Here is a 26,348-nt window from a genome sequence, read left to right on the forward strand (position 1 = left end):
TTACTTAGCAATACAATGCCAAATCTAAATTCATGCAGCAATTTAAAATCTTATGGGCGGACGATGAAATTGAGCTACTAAAGCCTCACATTTTATTTCTGGAGCAAAAGGGATATGAGTTGACTCCAGTCAATAGTGGGGCCGATGCTTTAGAAGAAATCGACCATAATTACTTTGATATTGTTTTCCTAGATGAAAATATGCCAGGAATGAGCGGGTTAGAGACTTTGAATTACATCAAATCAACCCATCCAAATATTCCAGTAGTCATGATTACTAAGAATGAGGCAGAGGAGATCATGGAAGAGGCAATTGGTGCCAAGATTGCAGACTATCTCATTAAACCTTTGAATCCTAATCAGATACTGTTGTCTGTGAAGAAAATATTGGACAATAAACGGATCATTTCTGAAAAGACGAATCTTGGCTATCAAAAAGATTTCCAGCAATTAGCAATGGGCGTTATGGACGCACAAGACCATAACGATTGGATGGATATTTATCGCAAGCTTTCCTATTGGGAGTTGGAGCTTGATGAAACTCAGGATAAGAGCATGGTGGATGTGTTAAATGCTCAGAAAGTGGAAGCTGATGGAAATTTCTCATCCTTTGTTATAACCAATTATGAAGACTGGATTACTAACCCAGATATTGAACGGCCACTTTTGTCTCATAATCTCCTAAAACACAAAGTGTTTCCCGAGATTGGAGAAGAGCCTGTCTTTCTTATTGTTATAGATAATCTGAGGTATGATCAGTGGAAAATGATTAAGCCAGAGGTTGCAGAACTCTTTAGTATTGAATCTGAGGACATGTATTTCTCTATTCTTCCTACGACTACATCTTATGCAAGGAATGCACTATTTGCTGGTCTTACCCCATTAGAGATATCCAGAAGGTATCCTGATCTATGGGTTGGAGAAGAAGAGGAGGAAGGAAAGAACATGAAAGAGAGGGAGCTATTAGAGGCTAACCTTGCACGAAATCAAGTGAAAGAACGATTTAGTTATCATAAAATTCTACGCGCTGATGAAGGCAAGCACTTAAGTGAAAATATTCCTAATTTGATGAACAATAAGCTGAATGCGATTGTGTTCAACTTTGTGGATATGCTATCTCATGCACGAACTGATATGCAGATGATTCGAGAACTGGCTCCAGATGAATCTGCCTACAGATCATTGACCAAATCGTGGTTCACGCATTCTTCGCTTTACGACACACTAAAAGAGCTAGCAAATAAGAAAGTGAAGGTTATGATAACCACTGATCATGGCACTATTAGGGTCAATAAAGCACAAAAAATTGTGGGAGATCGAAATACAAATACCAATCTCAGGTATAAGGTTGGTCGCAATCTCGCCTTTGATGAAAAATCATTGTTTTTTACAAGAAATCCAGAAAAATTAGGATTGCCTAAAGAGCATGTGAGCTCATCCTATGTATTTACAATGGATGATCATTTTTTTGCGTACCCGAATAACTTTAATCACTATGTGCGCATGTATAAAGACACATTTCAGCATGGAGGTATTTCCATGGAGGAAATCATGATTCCTTTCATCACGTTGGCAAACAAATGACCATTCCAAACTACAATGAAGATGAGCTACAAGAAGTAGCTAGAAAGCTGATTAGCAATTTCGGACATGTCAAAGTATGGTGCTTTGATGCAGAGATGGGTACAGGAAAAACGACCCTAACTAAGGCAATATGTAGGGAGTTAGGGGTGCAAGATGAAATGAGTTCACCTACTTTTTCTATTGTCAATGAATATCAAACGCATTCAGGAGGAGATATTTATCATTTCGACTTTTATAGGATAAATGATTTGGAAGAAGCCATTGATATAGGCGTTGAAGACTATTTGTTTTCTGGTAATTTATGCTTGCTAGAGTGGCCTGAGATCATTGAGCCGCTATTACCTGATGATTACCTCCAAATAAGCATTAAATTAGTAGGTGATAACACCCGATCACTAATTGCACAACCTACATGAACGAAACGTCAAAATCCGGATTCGCGAAATTGGCACAAGAGCAAACGCTTTATCCGCAAGAAGCCCCTGCTAAAGTTTCAAAAAAGCATGAGTCACTTCAGATAGGGGTGCCAAAAGAAATTGCAGATCAAGAGAAGCGGATGCCTATTCAGCCATCATCTGTTGGTGTTTTAATTGCGAATGGTCATGAGGTCGTGATCGAATCAGGTGCTGGTGATTCTTCCAACTTTTCTGATAAAGAATACAGCGAGGTTGGGGCAAAAATCGCATACAGTGCGAAAGAAGTATTTGAGTGTCGCACAGTTCTTAAAGTTGAGCCTCCTACCTTGGATGAAATTGGGATGATGAAGCCTGGGAGTGTGCTAATATCTGCTTTCCAGGCTGGAAAGCAGAATGCTGAGTATTTGGAGACACTAAATAAGAAAAAGCTTATCGCCATTGGATTTGAATTTATTCAAGACAAGGTTGGTGGTTTACCTCTTGTTCGAGCAATGAGCGAGGTAGCCGGTAGTACTGTGATGGTTATTGCGGCAGAATATTTAAGCAGTACGAACGGAGGTAAAGGAGTGATTTTAGGTGGGATAACCGGAGTACCACCAACACGAGTAGTTATAATCGGAGCAGGGACAGTCGCTGAGTTTGCTGGTAGAGCTGCATTGGGACATGGTGCAGAGGTGCGAGTCTTCGATAATCAGATCTATAAGATGAGAAGACTTAAGCATTCACTTGGTCAAGAAATTTATACATCTACATACGATCAGGCGCTACTAGAAAAAGAGGTAAAAGAGGCTGATGTGCTAATAGGTGCCGTTCGCTTTGAAAAAGGTCGTAATAAGATGCTTGTGACAGAAGAGATGGTAATGAATATGCAGCCGGGATCTGTTATCATTGATGTAAGCATTGATCAAGGTGGGTGCATAGAGACTTCCGAACTAACCACGCACAAGCAGCCTGTATTTGTAAAGCATGACATCACTCACTATTGCGTTCCAAACATCGCATCAAGGGTTGCGCGAACTGCTTCACTGGCCATCTCAAATATTTTCACTCCAATATTGCTTGAAGCCGGCGATTGTGGAGGATTTGACGAGATGATTTATACACATCCTTGGCTTCAAAAAGGCGTATATTCTTACAAAGGAACACTTACTAGCCTTGCGTTGGCTAAAAGGTTCAATCTAGCCTTTAAGGATATCAGCTTATTTATGGCTGCAAGAATCTAGAATTACAATTTTATCATTTGGAAGCGAGAATAGATAATTATCAAACATGGGTAAAAGGAGCAAATAGTGCCCATTTGAAACAAGCAGCAGAGCAATTAATTCAAGACTCTGGATTTACAATTTTGAATTTCATTGAACATCACTTTGAGCCTCAAGGGTATACTGCCCTGTGGTTGCTAGCAGAAAGTCATTGTGCTTTGCATACATTTCCAGAGGAGAATAAATCATATCTGGAGTTGTCGAGTTGTAATCTTCAGATGTATAATGATTTTGTCTCGCTGATTGAAAATTTTTTTGAAAAACCAGAAGAGTAGTCCATGTCTGTAAAACGTAGAATATTTGAAACCCTTGAAAAGGGTCAAGGAGATGACTTGCTGAGCAAGCGATTTGATATTTTCATTATGACCATGATCTTGCTGAATGTAGCAGCGGTCATTCTTGAGACGGTGGAGTCAGTGCATAATGATTATGAAATTGTTTTCGAGTATTTCGAATACGTATCTGTTTTTGTTTTTTCTATCGAATATCTAGGAAGAGTTTGGACGTGCACATATCTGGAAAAATATAAGCATCCTGTTTACGGCCGTATCAAGTTCATCTTTTCTTTCATGGCTGTTGTTGATCTATTGGCGATAGCACCTTTTTATCTTCCGTTATTCTTTGCGATAGATGGTCGTGTGTTAAGAATTTTAAGGCTCTTCCGTATAGTAAGGATTTTCAAGATGGGTCGCTATTCAACAGCATTCAATATGATTGTTACGGTAGTCACCAAACGCAAGGAAGAATTGTTAGTCACGCTTACGATTGTATTTGTTATGCTTATACTAGCCTCTAGCCTGATGTACTACGTTGAAAATGAAGCACAACCGGAAGTGTTTAGAAGTATTCCAGAAACCATGTGGTGGGGTGTTGCAACACTTACAACAGTGGGATATGGAGATGTTTATCCTATCACAGGATTGGGTAAAGTTCTAGGAGCATTTATTGCGATTCTTGGGGTAGGTATTTTCGCTCTACCAGCAGGTATTATCGCTTCTGGTTTTGAGGCCGAAATCTCTAAGAGAATGAGGGAAAAAGAAGAGAAGAATTCAGATTGAATATTACAAAATGGTTGATATCGGCTGTCGTTTGCATTCTTGCATACAGTTGGGCAATTCGCTTGCATGACTATTTCTATGGTCTCGTTACGGCAGATAGAATTAGTCTTATCTCATCTATGATCGCTTCTTTTTTCTTGCTAAAGCGCGTTGCGAATAAGATCGAGAAGCGTAATGAAATCGTATTTGTAATCTTAATGCTATTACCATTTGCTATCTATCCAATAATTGATCGGCTGGTACTGTTCACTCAACATTCTTGGTTGATTATTCATTTATTCGTTGTTTTGACTGTTTTGGGTGTTCGATCATTATCGAGTTCTAGGCTGCTTTTTTTCAGTCCAATACTCTATTTAGCGGTGTTCTTTTATCCATTCAATTTCCAAAAGGCTCAATTACGGTTTTATGATCGTTTGGAAAGTTCGATAGAGACGAGGCATGGTGAGGCACAAATTGTGCAATGGAAGAAAGACTATTGGATGTATTACAATGGTCAACTTCAATTTTCAACGATTGATGGGCATATGCTGCGCGAAGCGTATGTGCAACCCATAATGCAATTGGCACGAGAAGAAAGCGAGGTTCTGTTGATTGGAGGTGACAATGGGTTGGTAGAAAGTGAATTGTCTAAGTTTTCTATTAATCTAACGGTGGTTCCACTTGATTTTGAATTTCATCGATTTGCCCGTGAGAGCCAGAATATCCCCTTTCAGGCTGTTACCAATCGTGAGGTCAAAATAGGTCAAAATGCATTTGAATTTTTAGCAATCAATTTGAATATATATGATATCATCATTATTGATATGCCTGATCCCATCAACTTAGATTATAGCCAATACTATACACATGAGTTTTACAGCCTTATTCGAGCATCATTAAAAGAGGAGGGCGTAATGATTACTCAGTCTGGAGATCTTTATAAGTCTGGAGATTTGGTACAAAGGGTTTGGAATTCTGTATCGGAGGCAGGATTAAATACAGTGCCTTTTCAATGCCAGATTCCAACAATAGGTCATTGGACGTGGGTGATAGGATCAAAGGGAAGATCAAGTGGAGAGGTGAAAGAAGTAATGTCTGATGTAAGTGTTGGAGAGACCGTGTGGTGGAGTCAAGAAGCTGCTGATATGATATTTGCATCTGGTAAATCTTATTTTACCAGCAAAACCTCATCAATCAATACATTAAATCAGGCGTCGAAATGAAGTCTCAGTGGTTATTTGGAAAGTATCCTGACCTTCTGGTTTTATTTGTTCCAGTATGGGCGTGCTGGTTGATTTCCTTTTCCTTACCAGAGCAAGTTTTAATGTCGGATGTACCCCTGTGGGTTTGGGTTACAGTAGTAGTAGGGATTGATGTAAGTCACGTGTGGAGTTCTATTCATCGGACGTATCTGGACAAAGAAGAATTTAGCAACCACAGGAAGCTATTCATAGTAGCTCCAATTTTGAGTTTTGTATTGTCCTTTGGACTAGCAGCTATATCCATAGATCTGTTTTGGAGATGTCTCGCATATGTTGCTGTGTTCCATTTTGTGAAGCAGCAATTTGGATTCATGCGAATTTATAAGGCTCGAGCACAAGACTTTCGTAAAAAAGTAATCGGAGATAATTTCATTATTTATCTATCCATGCTGTATCCAATTTTCTATTGGCATACGCAGCCAGATTTGGATTTTGCTTGGTTTGTTCATGGGGATTTTATCCAATTGCCAGCATGGAATATAGACAGGCTGTTAGTAAAACAGGTAGGCAACTGGTGTTATTTTGGTTTGATTGGATTTTGGCTAGTAGAGGAAATACAATCCTCGATAAAGGAAAAGCAAGAGTTTCCAATCGGTAAATGTTTATGGGTGTTGACCACAGTCGGCAATTGGTTTCTCGGAATAGTATATTTCAACTCAGATCTTGTATTTACCATAACGAATGTGGTAGCCCATGGAGTACCATATTTGGCGTTGGTGATTTTTTATCAAACTAAGAAGCAGGATATTAAGGCTCCGAAAAGATGGAATTCATATGCTAAAACTACCTTGATTATTGTTATCTCGGTGCTGGCTCTAGCACTTGCTGAGGAATATTTATGGGATGTCATGGTCTATCGTGAAAATGAAAGTTTTTTTGGAAGCTTGATAGCTTATCCTGATGAATTGCCCTCTCTGATTATCCAACTTCTTTCAATCGGCCTGTTGGCTATACCTCAAGTCACGCACTACATTCTGGATGGCTTTATTTGGAAGAACAATGCGAAGAATCCATACTTAAAGAAGATACTTTTATAAAATATGGATAGGAGGAAGTTTATAAAGGGTACTTCAATTGCAGCAATAAGTCTTCCATTTTGGTTACAAAGCTGTAAGCAATGGATCAAAGGGAACTTTCCTGTCTATATAAATTCAGATCATGGGGCAGGGCATTTAATGATGGAAAGTCGCCAGTGGAATAAAGCTGAAGGAGGATCGACGCAAACCATCATTGTAGGAGGAGGCTTGGCTGGAATAAGTGCTGCAAGTAGGCTTGGTGATGATTTTTTACTTTTTGAATTGTCTAATAGACTAGGAGGCACTTCAGCAGCAAAAACTTTTGATGAACTAACTTTTAGTCAGGGAGCTCACTATGAATTGGCATATCCTGAGACTTATGGTTCTGAGGTTTTGCAGCTATTTGAGCAACTAGACATCATTAAATATGAACCCTGGAAGAAGAGCTGGACATTTAAGGACCGTCAACATGTGATTCCTTTCCAACGAAGACAGCAATGCTTTGAAGATGGTAAAAGAAGGAAGGAGGTAATTGAAGATGGTGCCTCAAAAGATCAATTCTATAGAACTTTAGATCGCTATGCTGGTACAATGCATCTTCCTACCCGCTTGATCAATGAAGAGTTTAGGGATTTAAATGAACTGACATTTTGGGACTTTCTATCTTATAGAATTAATACCGAAGTCTCATTTAAACGGCAGCTTGACTATCACATGATGGATGACTGGGGAGGTAGATCGGATCAAGTATCGGCACTAGCAGGCATACATTATTTTATGTGTCGCCCATACCTCAATCAATCTGTGGACTTGTTTTCTCCCCCGCAAGGGAATCAATATTTTCTGGATAGGATCGCAACAAAGGTTCATGATGAAAAAATCAAAAAGAATCACTTAGTAAGTAGAATTGAAAAAGTTGGAGATAGCTATAGTGTCGAGGTTATTGATGTTTTATCAGAAAAAGTGAAGACCTACAAAGCTGAAAATATCATATATGCTGGTCAAAAGCACGCGTTGAAATATGTTTACCCAAAAGACTCCGGTTTGTTTGACCAACAACAGGCTCCGTGGATGGTGATGAATTTTGTTTGCGAAGGCACTCCGAAAAAGTATGGTTACTGGCAAAATGAATACATAGGAGAAAACCCAGCTTTTCTAGGGTTTATTGACAGCAGTGTTCAAGATCAACAATCGCAAAGAGGGAAGAGGATCATAACAGCTTATTACTGCCTCCAACCAGAGGATAGAAATTACCTCACTACCATTCCAGATCATAAGGAAGACATTGCTCAAGAGACATTATCGTATATATCGGAGATGTTGGATGAAAACTTAGAAATAGAGGCTTGTCATATAAATGTAATGGGACATGCTATGAGTATCCCTTCTCCGGGATTTTTGTTCAATGATGTTAATGATAAAGGAGCTGATCTAATTTATGCCGGAGTTGATAATGGCCGATTGCCCTTACTCTATGAGGCGGTAGATTCAGGAATCATGGCTGCACTAAAACTAAGCTAGTATATATCCCAGCGGCCATTCTCATAATATTTGTAGAGCACTGGATCGTGAAGTTTGTTTACTGCTACCATTCCTTTTTCTTTCGGTAGTACTTGTTTTCCGAAGGAGCAGAGTGCTGTCAATGCTTCATTTGTCAGCCATTTAGTTTCAATATTCCCTAGGTCGGAGTTTCTTAGCTTAGTTCTTAGATCTTCATTTGTATTCTTAGCCCCCAAGACCCAACCCCATTCACCTAATGTCGGCACTTGATTGTGGAGTTGCAAAGTTTTAAAACCGGCTACACTCATTGTCGTGTCAATACACTTGAATGCTTTTTCGGCATAGTATGGACTGCCGGCTTGTGTTATAAGCATTCCATCTGATTTGAGTGCGCGGTTGCACAGCCAATAAAACTCTCTTGAATACAATCTACCTAAATCAACAGTTCTTGGATCAGGGAAATCAGCAATTGCAACATCGAATCTGCTGTTGATATTTTCGAGATAGGTAAAACCATCTTGGTTGATTACTGTCACTTTGGGATGGTTTAATGAATTTTTATTGATGTTTAAGAGTACTTCATGTGTTTTGGCAAGATCCGTGACTGCAGGATCAAGATCTACTAGCACTACTTCCTCCACATCAGGATACTTTAGAAGTTCTCTTACTGCAGCACCATCGCCACCTCCCAAAACCAATATGCTTTTTGGATCATTGTGTAGCTGCATGATGGGATGAACCAATGGCTCATGATATAACTCTTCATCAAAAGTGCTCAATTGCTGATTGCCGTTTAGAAATAGCCAATAGTTGCCTTCACCTTTTGTTAAAACGATCTTTTGATAGCGTGTTTGTTCACTATAGACTACTCTATCCTTATATCTAAGGTGATCTCCCCATTTCACGATCTTCTCTGACATTAATCCAGATGTAACAAGGAGTGTGGCAGTAAACGAAGCGTAGATTATAAGTCGCCTCTTTTGCTCAGACTTTACCTCTTTCCAGATTACTACAATAAATAGGATAGCTACCGAGAAGTTGACTATGCCTAAGACAAGTGGCGTATAAGTCAGACCTAAAATTGGCAAGCCTATGAAGGCAAAGAAGGCGCCTCCTGCTAAACTCCCATAGTAATCGTTTTCCAGAGCGGATGAAATATTTACTCTTAGGCTTTGAAATCCTTCATTCAGCCGGACTACTAGAGGGATTTCCATGCCAATAAACAGTCCAACCAGGATACTAAGGATGTATATGATGATGGTTGGATCACCGTAAAATGCGAAGACTGTATATACGATTACAGTCACATTCGAAGCAATGCACGACAATCCAAACTCAATCCATACAAACTTTTCAAGCAGACTATCTTCAATATTCTTGCTGATGCGACTACCTATGCCCATGGAAAAGAGCATGATAGAAACGATCATGGTAAATTGAAATACGGAATCTCCCAAGAAATAGGTGGCTAGGGTAGAGAGTGTATACTCAGATACAATGCCAGCTAATCCAGTTGCAAAAAGTGCAGCTTTGAGTAGAAAGGAAGTTCGGTTCATTCAATCTTAGATCATAGCGCCCACACGATGAGCATCGATCCTCCAACGTAAGCGAAAGCTTCAACTACTCCCGCACCTATATTAGGCTTTTCTTGATTGATCAATTCGTCGGTAAGATTCCTCCCGGGAAGAAGAATTTTATCAGCCATTAAACGAGCGATAGGCAGGAATACCAAACCGATAGTAACATCTACGGCAACATCTTCCAAGGTTATCACCCAACTTTCAAAATCGTGCATCAATGCAAATCGAATCAAGTTAGCAATAGCGATTATAGCTCCAGCATATCCGACAGCTACAGCTACATTGTTCTTTTCAATGTGCTCATGAATATCGAATGGAGTAATGAGGTTATAAACTACAGTAGTTAAGAACATGATACCTTGGCCTAACAACCAATAAAGAACCGCAGTAACTATTGGGCCTCCAGTTCCATATCCTTCGCCATGGATAGCGCCAAGAACAATTAGACCTGTTGCGATAGCATTGGCTCCTTCTGCAATACCAGAACCCACATTTTTATCCCCAAGTATTTCTTTTTTTAAATCGAACCTAGAAAGAATCAGCTTGTCATTTATGATGATGGAGAGGTTTAATAGGATGATGGATAAGGTACCGTAGATACCTATATTGATTAAATCCTCTATAAGTCCATATGATTCACCTAATACGGCACTTCCAATTGCAAGCAGAAGACCAATAAAATAACCAACATGGGCAAAGGCAAAAGCCAGGTTGTCATTTTCAACCAGCTCAAACGATATTTTAACTTTTGGGTGAAAAAGTTGATAAACGAATTTGCCAACTACAAATAGGATGAAGCTGGCAAGAATGTAGAGCAATGTGGTAAGTGCACCATCTAATATGCTAATCATAATCTTTAGTTTAGGTCTATCTAGATATTGTCAAGTTAAGTTATTTTCCTCTTCCTCCTCCTCGTGATCTACTGCTACTACTTCTTCCACTAGAACGTGATGTTCTACTTGCTACACGGCTTTTGAATGATGATGATCTATTCGAGTTCCAGGAAGATGTAGGATTATTTGTTCGACTATAACCACTTCCTGTACCGTAGTATCTGCTTCCACCTGCTGGCCCATAGTAGGTCCTACCAGTTCCGTAATAGTTACCTCTCCAATCATTGTAATAAGAACGGTGTACAGGGAACATGGACATTCGGAAAAGACTGCTCATGAAAGCATATTGCCCATAAAAAGCCCAGAAACTGGTGCCTCCATGATTTTCCCATCTTCCATATCTTGGGTTTCCAACATAATTATTGTATCCCGGAGGAGCTGCTGTTTTATTCAGAGTTCCAGTAGAATCGCGTGCCACGATTTCCATTCCCATGTCATCGATGTGCTTACTAAATTCTCGTTCGCTTACCTCTTTCCAGTCTGTAATAGATTCTGATACTTCACCCTCTATTTCTCTTATCACCTGATATCTATGATAATAAGTGTTAGAAAAGTTTCCTTTTTGATCCATATCATAAAGGATGATAGAGAATACCTCATCTCTAGGAAGATCTCTTACGATATCGTCAGTTGGACTCTTAACGAAATCTGATCCTCCACATGAAACCATGAAGATGACAAGGCTTAGCAAAACAATGGATCTGATATTTTTCATCTAATAGTTATTTGAATAAAAGTTTGCAGTGCTTTGATGATATAAAGTTATATCTCATTAATGGATTTTACTTCTCACCAGGGATGATATCTGTAATTTGATGTACCTCGATCACTTTTCCTGCTGCTGCATCAATATTGTGTTCATCCCACTGCGTAAAGCATACAATTTTATCTTCTGCCTCATTATAGTATTCCCACGTGATTAGTTCCTCCCAATCCTCTGTCTTCTTTGTGGTATCACGAAAGTATCCTGCAGAATCATTTTCCAGAAAATACGACTCATTTTGATAATGAATGGTCTTTGGCGGCTTCTTGTTCTTGGTGATTTCATCACTTATGTCTTCCTCTATGGTTCTAAGCTTAATGGACTTTACCATGCTTAGATTAATATCACCATCATCCTCCACACTTAAGAATGCCGTTTCATCACCACTATGTACTTTATATTCGTTGGAATAATTATTATTTCCCCAATCGTACTCATATGTTTCTTGAACTACCCATGACTTCATATCATAGTCAAATATGAAACCGGTATCCAGATCTAAGACGCTCAGGTTTGTTACGTCATATTCTGGTTCTTTCTTCTTTTTAAATGGGTTACTAAACATATTATTCAGTGAATATTTTCTTAATTAAATAGATCGCTGCAAGTACTATCAGGAGTATGATTCCAACTTTGAAAAGGAAGCTGAAGATAAATCCGAATAGAAAGACCGCGATAATAATGATCAAAGCGGCCTTTATTACATCTGTGATTATCATTTCTTGTCCATTCCAAGTTTAGCCTTCAATGCAGCTAGATCATCAGAATTATCCGACTCGCCAAGCGCGCTGTCTATTTCGTCGTCTAGAGATTTATCTTCTCCAGCTACTTCACCGTATGCTTCTGCTAGTGCCTCTTGCTGAGCTACTTTATCTTTCATGCGTTCTAGCATAGATACCGTACTACTTGAGTCGATTTGCGCCATTTGCTTGTTTACTTTAGCAGTAGCCTCGCTCACTTTCACGCGTGCCTTCAAGGTGCGAAGTTCGTTTTCGTAAGTACTGATATCTGACTTTAACTTTTTTATCTTACTGTCCAGCTGAGTAACATTTGCATCGAATCGATTCATGTCCTCCTTCGCACTGTTCAGATCTTTAGTATAGCTTTCTTTCTTAGATAAAGCTTCAGAAGCCAATCTATCAGCTTCACCAGCATCTAACTCTCCAGATTGAGCTTTCTTCAACAATTGGATCGCTTTATTTTCATACTCATCGGCTTTCGACTTATGAGTTTTCACATCGTTTTTCGAACGGATAGCCATAGCTTTTACTTCAGCTAATGCTTTTAAGCTTTCATCAAGATCTTTTTTCAAATCTCTGATACCTTGCTCCGTCATTTTTATTGGGTTCTCCAATTTATCTATTGCAGAATGTGCTTCTGACTGTCCTACTTTAAAAAGTCTCTTAAATACTCCCATTGCTTTATTATTTAGTTCGTTTTGTCAATTATTTACTTAGTTCAATTATTTCAGCAGAATACTCGCTCAATAGCAGTGCTAGTGAGTTGAGTGTAGCCTCGATTTCATTTAAGTCAAGGTTTTCGCACTCATGTGTGTTTCTGAAGAAAACTTTTCCGGAATCATCCATTGCAAATGCGCCATGAATGATGTCTCGGTTTTTGATTAGTAGCTGTTTGTAAGCGTCCGATGTTGGATTCTTGAGTTCAAATAAAAACTGCTCTACAATTACCATTGGCTCGGCAACAATCAAGACAACATTTGTAAGCCCTTCATCTTCTTTATCTATAACAAAGACTCCTTCCGCTTCGTCTTCTTGTACAAGTGTAAAGTCCAGTTCTAATAGGTACTCTCTTACTTTTTCGAAATTGTGGTTCATTTAACTGTGTGTTTGAGGTTCAGTATCGAATTTACTTCGATTGACTGTTTTAACAAATTTAGATACATTTACGGAAAGAACTGCTAAAAGTTTTGGCATGGCTAAAAAAAATAGAATAAATCTTTCTTACGTTGGTGAAAACATCAAAAAAATCAGGCAAGCTAAAAAGCTAAGTCAAGCTGATTTTGCAAAGATTTTCAATTTAGCGCGTGCGAGTGTGGGTGCTTATGAAGAGGGGAGATCAGAGCCTAAGATAGAAATGTTGATATCGATGGCTAATTATTTTGGCATTTCAGTTGACTCATTGTTGACACGTAAGCTTACTGTAAATGAGATATTTAAGGTAAATACGCTTAATGAAAAGCTAAATAAGGCACATCAATTAAAAGGGAGTGATAGATCACCGAATCTAAATGTGAGGCTGGTAAGAGCTGGTGGACATTTGGATTATGTTGTTCATCATACCGATAAAAGTTTTATCGATGGACTGGAGCAGACAGGATTTCCTGCATTATCGCAACAACCTGATATCGCCTTTGAAATGAATGGTACGGAAATGACCATTAGTGATCACGGCATCAAACATGGAGATATTCTTTTTGGGAAGGAGATAGAAAAAAGTGAAATAGATCAGCTAATTAATAAAGTGTTAATTCTGGTCACTGATCAAGAACTTGTGATAAGGAGGCTGACAAATTTGCAATCACAAGAATTTATTCTATCAGCTGATGATTCAAAGTATTCCGATAAAACGTACAAGCTAGATTCCATTTACAAAATATATTCAGTTGTAGCAATTGCAAGCCCGCACATTCCAATGCCTGACAAGACTGAAGATCGATTGTCTAAAATTGAGGAAGAACTTAAGCGTCTTAGGAAATAACATTCTCACGACTTTTTTGCATATGCTGTTTTGAGTTTCTTGATGCTAACCTAGGAGTTAAGGAAAACTTTACTTTTTTTTAAAGTTTCACTATCTAATATTAAACCCGACCACCCTATATGAATTGGTTTAAAAGAGAAGTTCTGTATGCTGGGACAAACCCTGGCATGGAGGATATCATTAAGAATCGTATTTTCTACGCAAATTGCCTCATTCTATTTCTTATTCCGATGCTGTCTGTGCTAAGTTTAGTTCAGATCGCTTCTGGCGTGATGGAAGCAGCCACAGAGACACTGGTCTTGTTACCAGTTCCAGTCATAAGTTTCATCCTCAATCGGATGGGGCTGCATAAGTATGCGAGGTTGTTTTTATTATTTGGTGTAGCGATTTATCTGTCACTTTCATTCTACTACTTCAATCTTCAATTTATTGCGCAAGGCATAGATCCGGGAATGATGCGCTTGCCTACTACGAAGATTCACCTGTGGCCTGTGATTGTCGGTACGGCTGTAATATTTGATTTTAAAAGAGAACGTACATTCTTCAATATAACCCTGATAGGGATGTTTCTTAACTTTCTCTTCTTTGATGAGATCCAGGCGCTACTCGGGTTGCCAGTATCGGAATTACCCTTTGTTGATCCTTCATTATTGAAGTACAATATTTCCACCACAGCTACCGCATTCATCATCCTATTCGAACTCTATTTGTTGGTCTCTGTCAACCAAAAGTTTGAAAAGAGTATTGTTGAGCAAAAGGAGCAGTTAAAAATTAAAAGTGACGAATCTGATCAGCAGCGATTAGAACTTGAAAGTCAGCAAGCGAATCTTTTGAATGCAGTAAGTGAAACTGAAAAAATCATCAATCATGTGGTGGAATCTGGAAACTACAGCTTCCGTATGGATACTGAGACGCACACTGGGGAGTGGAGGAAATTGGGGCAGTCAATCAATGACCTGTTCGAATCGTTGCTCAAGCCTTTTCAAGAACTAGATAGAATCGTCAATCACCTCGCGGATGGTGACCTTACTGAGCGCTTTCGAATGGATACAAAAGGAGAAGTCTTACAACTGTCGGACAATCTGAATAAAGCGTTGGATAAAGTTTCTGAATTGATTACTGATATCGTTGATCAGGCAGAAAAAATCAAGTCTATTGCGCATGTAAGTAATGAAAATAGTGAGCAAGTGAGTTTGCAAATTTCAGAAATGTCTGCAGTAATTTCAGAAATAAGCTCAGGCGCCGGTAATCAAGTAATGCAGGTTAATAATACTTCTGCTTTGGTGGAAAACATTATGCGTTCATCTGGCCAGATAAGTAATCAGGCAGAAGCGATTAATGGAGCTTCGTCGAATGGAGTGGATCGAAGTAAGAATGGTGTTGGAACGATTGGGAAAGTAGGAGATAGCTTTAAGGATATCCTAGCGTTTTTTGAAAAGAGTACCGAGTCGATCAACGATCTTTCCAAGTATTCCTCTGAGATTTCTGGAATACTCAACATTATACAAAGCATTGCTTCTCAGACCAATTTATTGGCTTTAAACGCGGCTATCGAGGCTGCTCAAGCAGGTGATGCAGGAAAAGGATTTTCTGTGATATCGGATGAGATTAGAAAACTTGCAGAGCAATCACAAAGTTCAGCAAAAGATATTGAGAAGCTGGTGGCCAATGTCCAAAACTCTGCCAACGAAACCAGCAAGTTTATCAAAGAGATGAATGGCGTTGTGAAGGAAAGTGCAGACTCTGTAGTGCACGCTCAAATTTCATTCAATGAGATCCTGGATAGCTATAATTCTACTTTTGATATGTCGAATGATATTGTAGAATCGACTCAAAAACAGACCAACGATATCAAACAAATAGTCTCTCTCATTGAGCAAATCGTGGTGATTTCTGAGGAGACTGCTGCAGGCTCGGAGCAAGCAGCTACTTCTGCCAAGCATGTAGCGAACATTATGAAGAGCTATCATGATTTGTCTTACGATATCTCGCAGATCGCAGAAGAACTTACTGATAAGACAGGGAAGTTCTCCTTAAAGCAGAAGATTGAAATAAAGAATAAAGACAACGGACTTGAAGGAATAGAAGAGGATGGCTTGATAGATGGTGCTATGAATCCAAATTAGGTTACGGATTTATCCACAGCCACCGCATCCTCCGCATCCGGAACAACCACTGCATCCGGATGTGCCCCCGCACCCACTGTCTCCTCCTGAATCAAAAGAGCTTGCTTCACTATCAAAAGATGAAGAGTAAGAGTCAAAGTAGATGTAGCATCCAGCACATCCATAATCACCAGAAGAGTCTTTCTGCTTCTTCATCTCCTCAGCCATCTCCGAGTCAATCTTTTCAAGCAATTTGTAGTCAAAGCCTTCTAGTAAAAAGATATTTCCCGCTAATGCGGTAACAATATCTTTCCCTTGCTCTGGTTCTTTTTTAATAATGGATGCAAGCGTTTTTTCAAGTTCTTTAAGCTCATCTTGTACTTTTTTACTTTTTATATCTCCTTTATCACTTAGGTTGATATATACAAAGAGCTTATTGAACCAGGAAGTCTTCAACATACCTTCCATTTCCTTGCTTTTGACGATTCTTTCAAAGACGAATAACTTAAGCCCAGCTGCATTTTCAAAGCCCATTTTGATCAGGTGGCGGAATAAAATTCTAATTTCATCATTCCCTAAAAATGGATTTGCAAATACTAATTCATGACGCTTGAACGTATATGACTTGTAATTTGGGCCAACTTTCACATAGGATACACTGCGAACTGGATTATTAGGGTGAGATTGTTCTTCCTCCTCTTCTACAATCAGGACCTTTTTTATGATTAGATCAATAAGGGTGTATTTTAAGAGATCTTTCAATATAACTTTTGATTGATCTCTTAGAAGTAGAGTTTCTGCCGGAGTGAGTTTTTTTAGCGTTTCCATTTGGTGAATAATTTAGGTTTTTTGATAACCCAATTGGTATGTCGATTTACTCGTGTGAAATTAAGCTGTCCAAATCTAATGTGACTTGGCGGCCATATATCTTCTGGAGGATCTGTTTCAAAAACGTTTCGATAGACTTCCTTCGTTTTAGCATACCAATCGTTGTACTTATCTTTTTCAGATTGCCCTCCTTTTGTAGGGCCATGGTTAATATTCTTTCCTAGCGTATCCTTACACATTTCTTGCCAGTAAGATTCTGTGTAGAGTAAGTGCAAATGCCAGGCCTGATCTACCTGATCGGAGGGAGTTAAAGGATGTTCTGCAATACAAATGAGAAAAATAAACTTCTTGTATTCCTCAAAGACTCGGATTGAAAATTCCATAGACCAGTCATTTTCTCTTGCTAGTCGGTCTATGAAGTTGAATTCTGAGTTAGGATCACCAACTTCGAAGTGCTTGAGTTTTTCCCAAAGTTGGTTGTTAGTCATGGTGATTTCTCTGCCTCATCCAAAAGATCTGACATATCTTCTCTTGGGCCATTAAAGTATTTAAACTGACTCATAGATCTTTTGAAGTTTTGGCAAGTTCGGATAATTCTGTAATAGATTTCATTTCTTCTTCAATTCTGCTTAAAGCCCTATCTAAGTTCCAGTTTTCCTTATCTGATACGAAAGTGTTCCATTTTTCCATAAAATCTAGATGGTAAGAGGAGTTGTTTTGCATATCAAGCCACTTTAATGTTGCCATTACATCATCTTGATCGAACCATAATTCCTTTTCTTCCAGGTAATAATCCAAATATTTCTGCAAATACTCGATTGATTTCGGCGTATTGAATCTGGCAAGAGCTAAAACATATCCGTTTGCAGCGAATGTAACTTCGCTTTTAAGGAGAAGTGTTCCTATTTGTGACTCGAAGTTTTGATAATTCATAATTGCGGCGAATGTTGCACCAACAATTCTTGTTCGCCAGTTAAAATCGCCTAATAATTTTTTGACAATTTCCTCTGACAATTCTCCTGAAATTGATTCGAAGTTTTTGAGGTACTCATCCTTCTGAAGCTTAACCATGTAAAAGGGAATGACCCATTTTTCAATGAATTCGCTATCGAGATCTTCGGTGTTTTTGTAATACTCCAAGTCGTCAAAGTGGCTGTGTCTTATTGTAGATCCTGCTACATGAAGCTCAAGGTCTTTCAGCCCAGCATCATTTAGTTGATTGTTTTTTTTCTTTTCCTAAATGGATTCCACATTATGCTATAATAAATAAATGAAGAGTTGATAAAGCTATTCTATAGAACCAGGCTTTCCAAGTTGCTTAGCTAGATCGCTCTACCTCCCTTAAAAACAACAACAAGAAATACACATGCTTGACCATTTCATGGGAAGGGTAGACGGGTGAGATCGAATGTTGGTTTTTGATCAGTAAACTGGCATGGTTATTCGAATATTTTATTCATATCTATTTGGAAGCCTGCCGCTTTTAATTCCTTTGCGAGATCAACTTTCCAATTATCACCATAAGGAATGTAGAGTACTCCCGAATAATCTGATGGAAATTCAAAGTTTTTGACAGTTTCATGTAATGCAACTACTTTTTCTCTACCAATTTTACCAAGAAAATATCCAAGCTCCATAATTACATTTTGCCTAGCCCTAAGTTTTGCTCGATCTGAAGCTTGGTCTTTTTTAAAGCCAAAATCATCAGCTGAAAGCAAAACAATAGCAAAACCTACATCGGAATATTTTGTGAATTTTTCTATTATTGTTTTGCCTTCATTAGGTTGTTCGTGGAGGATAATTCCATTAAAACCAAGTTTTTCAACGAATCTCGCAACACCCTCCTTCATGCCTTCATTATGACCATGAACAATGAATATCTTGGAATTCTCTTTTTCACCCTCTGATTCAACAGTCTCTTGATCGAGATTTTTCACAGGAGTTTTTGGTTTAAATTTTCTTCTGTTATGCCTAGCGATTGAATCGATTAAATACAAACGGTTGTCATTACTGAATGAGACAAAGCCAAAACTCTCTTTAATATCTTTAAGGTTTTGTCTAATATCAAAAGAATCAATAAATGAAATTATTGTCTGAGCCACAAGATCATCTGCACTTTGATCTGATTCGATTTGATTCATAAAAGAAGCAAATGCTTGAACAGCTTTATACATTTCCTGATTAGGGCCAGTAGTTACATTTCTCTTTTGTCCTGCAATCCAAATTCTATCACGCCAAAGTTCATGCATATCCTCTTCATTAAGCATTATTTTAAATTTTCTGCTTACTAAAAAGGAGTTAATACCTAGCCTTCTTAAATCTTCAAAAAGGACCTCAACATTTGGGTTTAATTCAATCATCCCATCATGTTTATAAACTCGCCAAGCTCTCTTCCAGCGTCTTCACCTTTGCTTCGGCGTCAGCGAGTTTCTTGCGTTCCATCGCTACAACTTGCTCGGGCGCACCATTTACAAACTTCTCATTGGAAAGCTTTTTCTCTACAGACTTCATGAAACCACGCGTGTAGTTTAGTTCGTCTTCGATCTTTTTCTTCTCCGCTTCTATGTCGATGTTCTCGGATGCTGGGATGAAGAATTCGTCCGACCCTACCACGAAGCTGAAAGCATTAGCTGGTTTATCTTCATGACCGATAGAAGATAGGTTGCTGAGTTTAGATAACGAGTCACCTATTTCAGCTATGGAACTCGATTTAGTAAATAAATCCAAGCTTTGCTTGGGTGAGATACCTTTTGAGTTTCGTATGTTCCTAACTCCTGAAGTAATCTCAAACAACAGATCTGCTTCTTTTAGAATGTTCTCATCAAAGCTTTCAGCCTTTGGCCATTCAGCAACGATGATTGCTTCCCCGTCTTGACGATCTTTCAACTCATGCCACAGCTCTTCTGTAATGAAAGGCATGAATGGATGTAGGAGCTTCAATACCTTCTCAAAAAGCTCGATGGTTGCAGCATGTGTCTTCGCGTCAATCGGCTTGCCATATTCAGGCTTGATCCACTCGAGATACCAGCTGCAGAAGTCATTCCAAATCAGTTTATATGCTGTCATCAACGCGTCAGACATTCGATACTTAGAAAAATGATCTTCCAGTTCTGTCAAACCTTTGTTGAGCTTGCTTTCAAACCATGCAATAGCTTGCGCATTTACTTTTGGTTGCTCCGAATCTGTGATTTCCCATCCTTTTACTAATCGGAAGGCATTCCAAATTTTATTGGAAAAATTTCTTCCTTGCTCTACCAGCTTCTCATCAAACAATAAATCGTTTCCGGCAGGAGAACTGAATAACATTCCGGTTCTTACCCCATCTGCACCGTACTGTTTGATCAGATCCAATGGATCAGGTGAGTTACCCAACGACTTGGACATTTTACGACGCTGCTTGTCACGTACGATTCCTGTGAGGTATACATTTTCAAATGGCTTCTCATCCAGGTATTCGTATCCAGCAATCACCATGCGAGCTACCCAGAAAAACAAGATCTCTGGAGCAGTAACCAAGGTTTGGGTAGGATAGAAGAAGTTCAAATCTTCGTTTTTACTCTTATCAATTTTTCCCGTTTCCTTGTCAAAGCAGTTGTCATTAAACCCGTCAAATACAGCAATTGGCCACAAGTTTGACGATGCCCACGTATCGAGTACATCTTCGTCTTGTCTAAGATCGTTTGCTGTCAAGCCATCATTCCCTGTTGCTTTTCTCGCTTCTTCTATTGCCTCATCCATATTATGAGCAACTACAAAATCATCTTCACCATCGCCATAGTAATAGGCTGGAATTCGTTGTCCCCACCAAAGCTGACGTGAGATACACCAGTCTCGCACATTCTCCATCCAGTGATTGTAAGTGTTCTTAAACTTTGAAGGGAATAATTGAATTTCATCATCCATTACCGCTTTATGCGCACGTCTGGAGATGTCTTTCATCTTGATGAACCACTGTAAGGAGAGCTTAGGCTCTACAACAGAGTTGGTTCGTTCAGAACGACCAATCTTAGTAATAAACTCTTCTTCTTTCACCAGGATTTCGGCAGCCTTTAGATCTTTAACGATCATCTTACGAACCTTGAATCGATCTTCACCTATGTACTTGTCGATCTCACATTTCTCATTCAAAGTACCGTCAAGATTGATGGTATCTACGGTTTCGAGATTGTGTCTTTGACCAATTTCATAGTCATTAGGATCATGCGCAGGCGTTACTTTCAAGCAACCCGTTCCAAAATCCAATTCTACATAATCGTCACCGATGATAGGAATCTCACGATTGATGAAAGGAACCAACGCCTTTTTACCAATCAAATGCTTGAATCGGTCATCGCTTGGGTTTACGGCAATGCCAGTATCGCCCATGATCGTCTCAGGACGTTGCGTGGCTATGGTTACAAATTCATCTGAATCTTTGATCTGGTACTTTACATGATACAGGATCGCCTTTTCACCGTCTTCATTGTAGATCACCTCTTCATTAGAAATGGTGGTTTGCGCTTCTGTATCCCAGTTTACCATACGCAGACCGCGATAGATATATCCTTTCTTGTACAGGTCTACAAACTGCTTGATTACCGCGTCATGGTAGTTGGGATCCATGGTGAAACCTGTTCTATCCCAATCACACGATGCGCCGAGTTTTTTAAGTTGCTCCAGGATGATGCCTCCATATTTTTCTTTCCACTCCCAGGCATGCTTCATGAATTCATCTCTTGACAAGTCTGATTTCTTGATGCCTTGTTCACGTAGCATCTTCACCACCTTGGCTTCGGTAGCAATAGAGGCATGATCTGTTCCAGGTACCCAGCATGCTTCTTTGCCTTCCATGCGCGCCTTACGAGTAAGCACATCCTGGATGGTATTGTTGAGCATATGTCCCATGTGTAGGACGCCAGTGACGTTAGGAGGAGGAATTACAATAGTGAATGCTTCCTTGCCAGTCTTTGGTGTGGCGTGAAAGAAATTTCGATCCATCCAGTACTGGTACCATTTGTCCTCTACTTGGGTCGGGTCATATTGTGCAGAAATGCTCATGAGTGCGCTATCGTCTCGTTAAAATTTTTGAACCCGCAAATTTAGTAGCTCTCTTGCTTCTTTACCTCTTTGTGGATGTAATTATGCCATGCATATTTGCAGTACCAGAATAAAAAATCAAAATATGGATATAGCGGCCAACAACCCCAATCTAAAATCATGGGTAGAAGTACCTGAAAATTCAGATTTCCCCATCCAAAACCTGCCTTTCGGTATTTTTAAAAAAGAGGGAATTAAGCGAGTAGGAGTCGCTATTGGTGATAAAGTACTAGACCTTTCGGTTCTGCAAGAGCATGGAATGCTTGACGGATTGGGATTACCGGAGAAAATATTTGAACATGATGTTCTCAACAATTTCATGAATCTGGGGAAAGCTATGAGCCGTTCAGTAAGGAATCGTATTTCTGAAATCCTCCAAGAAGGAAATGATGAACTTCAAAATCACTATGCTTTAGGCTCTATCTTACTAGATCAAGACAAAGTGAAAATGTGTCTTCCTGTTAGGATAGGAGATTACACTGACTTTTACTCGAGCGAACAACATGCGTTTAATGTTGGATGCATGTTTAGAGATCCGGACAACGCATTAATGCCAAATTGGAAACATTTGCCAGTAGGATATCATGGTAGATCATCTTCAATCATAGAATCAGGCGTTCCTATACACAGACCTAAAGGCCAACAAAAGCCAAATGATGACGAGCCTCCAGTATTTGGGCCATGTAAACTGTTGGATTTTGAATTAGAGACCGCATTCATTACTTGCGGAACAAATGAACTTGGCGAGTCAATTCCTGTTGAGAAAGCTGAGGATTACATCTTTGGTATGGTGCTTTTCAATGATTGGTCAGCTCGGGATATTCAAAAGTGGGAATATGTGCCATTAGGTCCATTTCTGGCGAAGAACTTTGCTTCCTGTATTTCACCATGGATTGTAACTCTCGATGCGCTAGAGCCATTCAGGATTCCGGGTCCAAAACAAGATCCCCCTGTACTTCCTTATTTGCAGTATGAAGGAAACAAACACTTCGATATCAACTTGGAAGTGGCGATTCAACCAGAGGGTGGTGAAGAAAAAGTAGTTGGTAATTCGAATTTCAAATACATGTACTGGAACATGGCCCAGCAACTGGCTCATCAAACGGTAAATGGCTGTAACATCCAGACTGGAGATATGTATGGCAGTGGTACAATCTCAGGTTCTGAGTCGCATGAATTTGGATCGATGTTAGAGATCACCTGGAAGGGAACAAAGCCCGTGACAATGCCTGATGGAACTGAGCGTAAGTTTATCCAGGATGGTGATACGGTTATCATGAGAGGGCATGGAGAGAAGGATGGTGTTCGAATCGGTTTTGGTGAGGTTTCAACTAAAGTATTACCGGCGAAATGACAATCGATCCAAAAGAAATACCAGTACCGCAGCTTCATGGACATTTATTGAGTGCTGTTGCACCTAGACCTATTGCTTTCGCAAGCACGGTTGATAAAGATGGGAACGTGAATCTAAGCCCGTTTAGCTTTTTCAACGTTTTTAGCGCAAATCCTCCGATCATGATATTCTCTCCCGCACGAAGGGGTAGAGACAATACGACCAAACACACACTCGATAATGTGAAAGCGCACCCCGAGGTGGTTGTCAATATCGTGTCGTATGATATGGTACAGCAGATGTCTTTGAGTAGTACAGAATATGCTAAAGGAGTAAATGAATTTGAAAAGGCGGGATTTACAGAAGTTTCGTCAGAGCGGGTGCAACCGCCAAGAGTGAAAGAGGCACCTGTCTCTTTTGAGTGCAAGGTGATAGAAGTGAAGTCATTAGGAGAAGAAGGTGGTGCCGGTCAATTAGTAATATGCGAAGTGCAATTGATTCATATTGCAGATCGTGTGCTGGATGAAAATGGAAAAATCGATGTAAGAAAAATAGATTTGGTCTCAAGAATGGGGGGTAATTGGTATGCTAGAGCGAACGGAGATGCTATATTTGAAGTAACCAAACCATTGACAACCATGGGCATAGGCGTAGACCAAATTCCTGATAGAATCAGAACAAGTACGGTTCTAACAGGCAACCACCTAGGTCAGCTAGGCAACGTAGAAGCTTTACCAACAGCGGAAGAAGTAAAAGACTTTGAAAATGAACCAGAGGTTCGTGCTATTCTAGACTCATTTGACGATGAAGAGAATATCCAACTCGAGCTGCACAAGTTAGCAGCTGACCTTCTAAACGAAGGTGAGGTAGACACTGCCTGGAAGGTGTTGATGATGTAGGACGCCAAGCAAAAGTGTACCAGATAGACTATCTGCTAAACTCAGTGTTACAATCTTCGCATTTGAAATTCCCCAATAGATTTCCAACAGGTCCAGCTAGAAATAGGGCAATAAGGAAAGCAATAAATTTATTTTCTTTTCTAGCGAAATTATCTAGGAGTTTTTCCGAACCGCAGTTCGGACAACGAACTGGACCGTCCAGTTTTAGAATCTCCCTTGCTTTGGCAAAATCGCTTTCTAATACTGCAACTTGAACACCACTACCCATTATATTATGCATATATGGCATTAGGTTTGAAAAATTCTCATTGAAAAGATAGGATTCAATTCCTTCGTTTCCCAGCTGATTTTTAATCAATTGTGCTTCTATTGAATTTTTACATGTAATTAATACCTTCGACTTCATTCGAGACTAAAAATAAATGAAAGATAATTTTTCCATCCAATCCGACGATTACGCAAAGTTCCGTCCGGTCTATTCGCAAAAGCTCATTGACTTTTTATTGTCTCTTACCAATCATGAAGTATGCTGGGATTGTGGGACTGGTAATGGTCAGCTTGCAGTGGCGCTTGCAGAATCTTTTGCGAATGTTCAAGCCACAGATATCAGTGAAAAGCAACTTGAAAATGCTTCACATAGACCAAATATTGAATACTCAAAACAACCAGCAGAGCAAACAAATTTTCCAGATGACCATTTTGATTTGGTTACTGTGGCGCAAGCAGCTCATTGGTTTGATCATAAAGCATTTAATGAGGAGGTTAAGCGTGTCTTGAAACCTGAAGGTGCGCTAGCGCTATTCGGATATGGTTTAGTGCAGGTTGATGAAGAATTGAATCCCATCATTCAATCATTTTATTGGGATGTGACCAAGCCATATTGGGATCCAGAGCGGGATCACATTGAAGACAGATACGAAACAATACCGTTTCCGTATGAAGAGTTGGAGATCAATGAAAACTTCGACATAAAGAGTAAAATGAGCTTAGATCAGCTGACAGGTTACATCAGCACCTGGTCAGCAGTTCAGCATTACAAAAAGGCAAACGATCAGGACCCAATAGAAAAATTAAAAAGTGACCTCTCTAAAATTTGGAAAGAGGGAACGCGGGAAGTCACCTTTCCTGTATTCATTCGGGTAGGTAGCGTTTAAAAAGCAAATTGCTTTTTAAACTCCTCTAGTTCAGCTTTTAATTCTTTTGTTTCAAATCTATCGATCTGGTCAAATAATTTACTATCAGAGCTGATCTTCAATTCTCTTAAATTCATATGTTGATTTGTAAATAAGAATTCTAAAGAAGGATAGATTTCTTTTAATACATCCACGATATCAAGAATTTGAAGGTTTTTATCAACGAGGTTGTACGTGCCACTGACTACATCTTTTGTGATCACTTGCGCGAGTGAATGACAGAGGTAATCAACATGAATAAATGCTCTTGACTGTTTTCCATTGCCATTGATTTGAATGCGGTTGTTGAAGTTGGCATCAAACATGAACCTATTGATAACGGCATCAAACCTCATAGACTTACTATATCCATAGACGTTTCCCCCACGAATATTTATTGCTGTTTTCTTCTCTGCCAATCTGCTTACATGCTCTTCGCCTCGAAGTTTTGAAATGCCATAAAAAGTCGAGGGCGCTGGAACCGTTTCTTCTGTGGCTACTTGCTCACTAGCGCCATAAACGGAAGTACTACTTAAGTATATGAATTTTGAAATATCAGATTCTTCAGCGCTGTAGACCACTTCAGCGGTCCCCCAGTGATTTACCTGCTCATAAAAGTGGGGATCAGTATTTGCAAATGGTGTTGTTACAATAGCAGCCAGATGGACAACAACATCTACATCCTTCATTAACTTTTTAAGTTGCCTTGTATCTAAAATATCTCCGCTGATAGCCTGGATTTTCTCCGAATGATCATAATCCTGACCTAAAAAAAAGTTGTAATGACCCTTGCTAAGATTATCATACACGATGATTTTTTCTATTTCCTTCAAGCCCACTAGGTGTTTAGCCAGTTTCGTTCCAACATAACCGGTTCCCCCGGTAATCAATACTTTCATGTTCTG

Annotated in this window: 26 protein-coding genes; 13 read left to right on the forward strand and 13 right to left on the reverse strand. The window is 39.3% G+C overall.

Annotation, left to right across the window (positions count from 1 at the left end; translation table 11 throughout):
- Positions 1 to 32 precede the first annotated feature (32 nt).
- From porX to ACY650_RS14465, 8 genes are read left to right on the forward strand one after another with little or no spacing between them, the layout of a single operon-like run.
- Positions 33 to 1,583, forward strand: coding sequence for a T9SS response regulator signal transducer PorX (gene porX / locus ACY650_RS14430; RefSeq protein ID WP_462248345.1), 1,551 nt, complete (start codon positions 33 to 35; stop codon positions 1,581 to 1,583).
- On the forward strand, positions 1,580 to 1,999 hold the full coding sequence (gene tsaE / locus ACY650_RS14435) for a tRNA (adenosine(37)-N6)-threonylcarbamoyltransferase complex ATPase subunit type 1 TsaE (RefSeq protein WP_462248346.1): 420 nt from the start codon (positions 1,580 to 1,582) through the stop codon (positions 1,997 to 1,999). Before porX ends, tsaE begins: the two co-directional genes overlap by 4 nt.
- Complete coding sequence (locus ACY650_RS14440; RefSeq protein WP_462248347.1) at positions 1,996 to 3,222, forward strand: alanine dehydrogenase; 1,227 nt, start codon at positions 1,996 to 1,998, stop codon at positions 3,220 to 3,222. Before tsaE ends, ACY650_RS14440 begins: the two co-directional genes overlap by 4 nt.
- A 17-nt stretch (positions 3,223 to 3,239) precedes the next feature.
- Positions 3,240 to 3,536, forward strand: coding sequence for an S-adenosylmethionine decarboxylase family protein (locus tag ACY650_RS14445; RefSeq protein ID WP_462248348.1), 297 nt, complete (start codon positions 3,240 to 3,242; stop codon positions 3,534 to 3,536).
- Positions 3,537 to 3,539: 3 nt separating this feature from the next.
- Positions 3,540 to 4,319: an ion transporter gene (locus ACY650_RS14450; RefSeq protein ID WP_462248349.1), complete on the forward strand. Its 780-nt coding sequence runs from the start codon at positions 3,540 to 3,542 to the stop codon at positions 4,317 to 4,319.
- On the forward strand, positions 4,316 to 5,521 hold the full coding sequence (locus ACY650_RS14455) for a spermine/spermidine synthase domain-containing protein (protein WP_462248350.1): 1,206 nt from the start codon (positions 4,316 to 4,318) through the stop codon (positions 5,519 to 5,521). The genes ACY650_RS14450 and ACY650_RS14455 overlap by 4 nt, the downstream gene beginning before the upstream one ends.
- A complete protein-coding gene (locus ACY650_RS14460) occupies positions 5,518 to 6,597 on the forward strand; it encodes a hypothetical protein (protein WP_462248351.1) in 1,080 nt (359 codons plus the stop codon). Before ACY650_RS14455 ends, ACY650_RS14460 begins: the two co-directional genes overlap by 4 nt.
- Before the next feature lie 3 nt (positions 6,598 to 6,600).
- Positions 6,601 to 8,097 carry an FAD-dependent oxidoreductase gene (locus ACY650_RS14465; protein ID WP_462248352.1) on the forward strand — a complete coding sequence of 499 codons (1,497 nt, stop codon included), beginning with the start codon at positions 6,601 to 6,603 and terminating at the stop codon, positions 8,095 to 8,097.
- Here the strand turns inward: ACY650_RS14465 and ACY650_RS14470 are convergent.
- From ACY650_RS14470 to ACY650_RS14495, 6 genes are all read right to left on the reverse strand, one after another.
- Positions 8,094 to 9,632, reverse strand: coding sequence for a polyamine aminopropyltransferase (locus ACY650_RS14470; RefSeq protein WP_462248353.1), 1,539 nt, complete (start codon positions 9,630 to 9,632; stop codon positions 8,094 to 8,096). The two genes, ACY650_RS14465 and ACY650_RS14470, sit on opposite strands and share 4 nt — an antisense overlap.
- 11 nt (positions 9,633 to 9,643) lie before the next feature.
- Positions 9,644 to 10,507: a DUF350 domain-containing protein gene (locus ACY650_RS14475; RefSeq protein ID WP_462248354.1), complete on the reverse strand. Its 864-nt coding sequence runs from the start codon at positions 10,505 to 10,507 to the stop codon at positions 9,644 to 9,646.
- Positions 10,508 to 10,547: 40 nt separating this feature from the next.
- A complete protein-coding gene (locus ACY650_RS14480; protein ID WP_462248355.1) occupies positions 10,548 to 11,264 on the reverse strand; it encodes a hypothetical protein in 717 nt (238 codons plus the stop codon).
- Between the two features lie 67 nt (positions 11,265 to 11,331).
- Positions 11,332 to 11,877: a DUF4178 domain-containing protein gene (locus tag ACY650_RS14485; protein ID WP_462248356.1), complete on the reverse strand. Its 546-nt coding sequence runs from the start codon at positions 11,875 to 11,877 to the stop codon at positions 11,332 to 11,334.
- 150 nt (positions 11,878 to 12,027) lie between these two features.
- Positions 12,028 to 12,729 (reverse strand): PspA/IM30 family protein, encoded by a 702-nt coding sequence (locus ACY650_RS14490; protein WP_462248357.1) that lies wholly within the window; start codon positions 12,727 to 12,729, stop codon positions 12,028 to 12,030.
- A 28-nt stretch (positions 12,730 to 12,757) separates the two neighbouring features.
- Positions 12,758 to 13,147: a YbjN domain-containing protein gene (locus tag ACY650_RS14495; RefSeq protein WP_462248358.1), complete on the reverse strand. Its 390-nt coding sequence runs from the start codon at positions 13,145 to 13,147 to the stop codon at positions 12,758 to 12,760.
- A 97-nt stretch (positions 13,148 to 13,244) separates the two neighbouring features.
- Between ACY650_RS14495 and ACY650_RS14500 the strand changes: the two genes are divergently transcribed.
- Both ACY650_RS14500 and ACY650_RS14505 read left to right on the forward strand, forming a co-directional pair.
- Positions 13,245 to 14,030, forward strand: coding sequence for a helix-turn-helix domain-containing protein (locus ACY650_RS14500; RefSeq protein WP_462248359.1), 786 nt, complete (start codon positions 13,245 to 13,247; stop codon positions 14,028 to 14,030).
- Positions 14,031 to 14,149: 119 nt separating this feature from the next.
- Positions 14,150 to 16,156, forward strand: coding sequence for a methyl-accepting chemotaxis protein (locus tag ACY650_RS14505; protein ID WP_462248360.1), 2,007 nt, complete (start codon positions 14,150 to 14,152; stop codon positions 16,154 to 16,156).
- Between the two features lie 9 nt (positions 16,157 to 16,165).
- Here ACY650_RS14505 and ACY650_RS14510 read toward each other — a convergent pair whose 3' ends face one another.
- The 5 genes from ACY650_RS14510 to ACY650_RS14530 all read right to left on the reverse strand — a co-directional run bounded on the left by ACY650_RS14510 (position 16,166) and on the right by ACY650_RS14530 (position 22,000).
- Positions 16,166 to 16,963, reverse strand: coding sequence for a hypothetical protein (locus tag ACY650_RS14510; RefSeq protein ID WP_462248361.1), 798 nt, complete (start codon positions 16,961 to 16,963; stop codon positions 16,166 to 16,168).
- Positions 16,951 to 17,451, reverse strand: a complete 501-nt coding sequence (locus ACY650_RS14515) for a glycine-rich domain-containing protein (RefSeq protein WP_462248362.1) — start codon at positions 17,449 to 17,451, stop codon at positions 16,951 to 16,953. Before ACY650_RS14515 ends, ACY650_RS14510 begins: the two co-directional genes overlap by 13 nt.
- A gap of 70 nt (positions 17,452 to 17,521) precedes the next feature.
- A complete protein-coding gene (locus ACY650_RS14520; protein ID WP_462248363.1) occupies positions 17,522 to 18,103 on the reverse strand; it encodes a DUF6000 family protein in 582 nt (193 codons plus the stop codon).
- Between the two features lie 299 nt (positions 18,104 to 18,402).
- Positions 18,403 to 19,323: a TIR domain-containing protein gene (locus ACY650_RS14525; protein ID WP_462248364.1), complete on the reverse strand. Its 921-nt coding sequence runs from the start codon at positions 19,321 to 19,323 to the stop codon at positions 18,403 to 18,405.
- Positions 19,324 to 19,333: 10 nt separating this feature from the next.
- Positions 19,334 to 22,000 (reverse strand): valine--tRNA ligase, encoded by a 2,667-nt coding sequence (locus tag ACY650_RS14530; RefSeq protein ID WP_462248365.1) that lies wholly within the window; start codon positions 21,998 to 22,000, stop codon positions 19,334 to 19,336.
- A gap of 124 nt (positions 22,001 to 22,124) precedes the next feature.
- On the opposite strand from ACY650_RS14530, the gene fahA reads away from it, so the two are divergent.
- Complete coding sequence (fahA, locus tag ACY650_RS14535; protein WP_462248366.1) at positions 22,125 to 23,393, forward strand: fumarylacetoacetase; 1,269 nt, start codon at positions 22,125 to 22,127, stop codon at positions 23,391 to 23,393.
- Positions 23,390 to 24,271 carry a flavin reductase family protein gene (locus ACY650_RS14540; RefSeq protein WP_462248367.1) on the forward strand — a complete coding sequence of 294 codons (882 nt, stop codon included), beginning with the start codon at positions 23,390 to 23,392 and terminating at the stop codon, positions 24,269 to 24,271. The genes fahA and ACY650_RS14540 overlap by 4 nt, the downstream gene beginning before the upstream one ends.
- Before the next feature lie 28 nt (positions 24,272 to 24,299).
- Here ACY650_RS14540 and ACY650_RS14545 read toward each other — a convergent pair whose 3' ends face one another.
- Entirely contained in the window at positions 24,300 to 24,677 is a 378-nt protein-coding gene (locus tag ACY650_RS14545; RefSeq protein ID WP_462248368.1) for a putative signal transducing protein, read from the reverse strand.
- Between the two features lie 16 nt (positions 24,678 to 24,693).
- Between ACY650_RS14545 and ACY650_RS14550 the strand changes: the two genes are divergently transcribed.
- Positions 24,694 to 25,425: a class I SAM-dependent methyltransferase gene (locus tag ACY650_RS14550; RefSeq protein ID WP_462248369.1), complete on the forward strand. Its 732-nt coding sequence runs from the start codon at positions 24,694 to 24,696 to the stop codon at positions 25,423 to 25,425.
- On the opposite strand, the gene ACY650_RS14555 is transcribed toward ACY650_RS14550, so the two are convergent.
- Positions 25,422 to 26,342, reverse strand: coding sequence for an NAD-dependent epimerase/dehydratase family protein (locus tag ACY650_RS14555; RefSeq protein ID WP_462248370.1), 921 nt, complete (start codon positions 26,340 to 26,342; stop codon positions 25,422 to 25,424). The genes ACY650_RS14550 and ACY650_RS14555 overlap by 4 nt on opposite strands.
- Between the last annotated feature and the right edge of the window lie 6 nt (positions 26,343 to 26,348).

This window comes from Ekhidna sp., from assembly GCF_963691765.1.
Lineage (GTDB): Bacteria > Bacteroidota > Bacteroidia > Cytophagales > Cyclobacteriaceae > Ekhidna.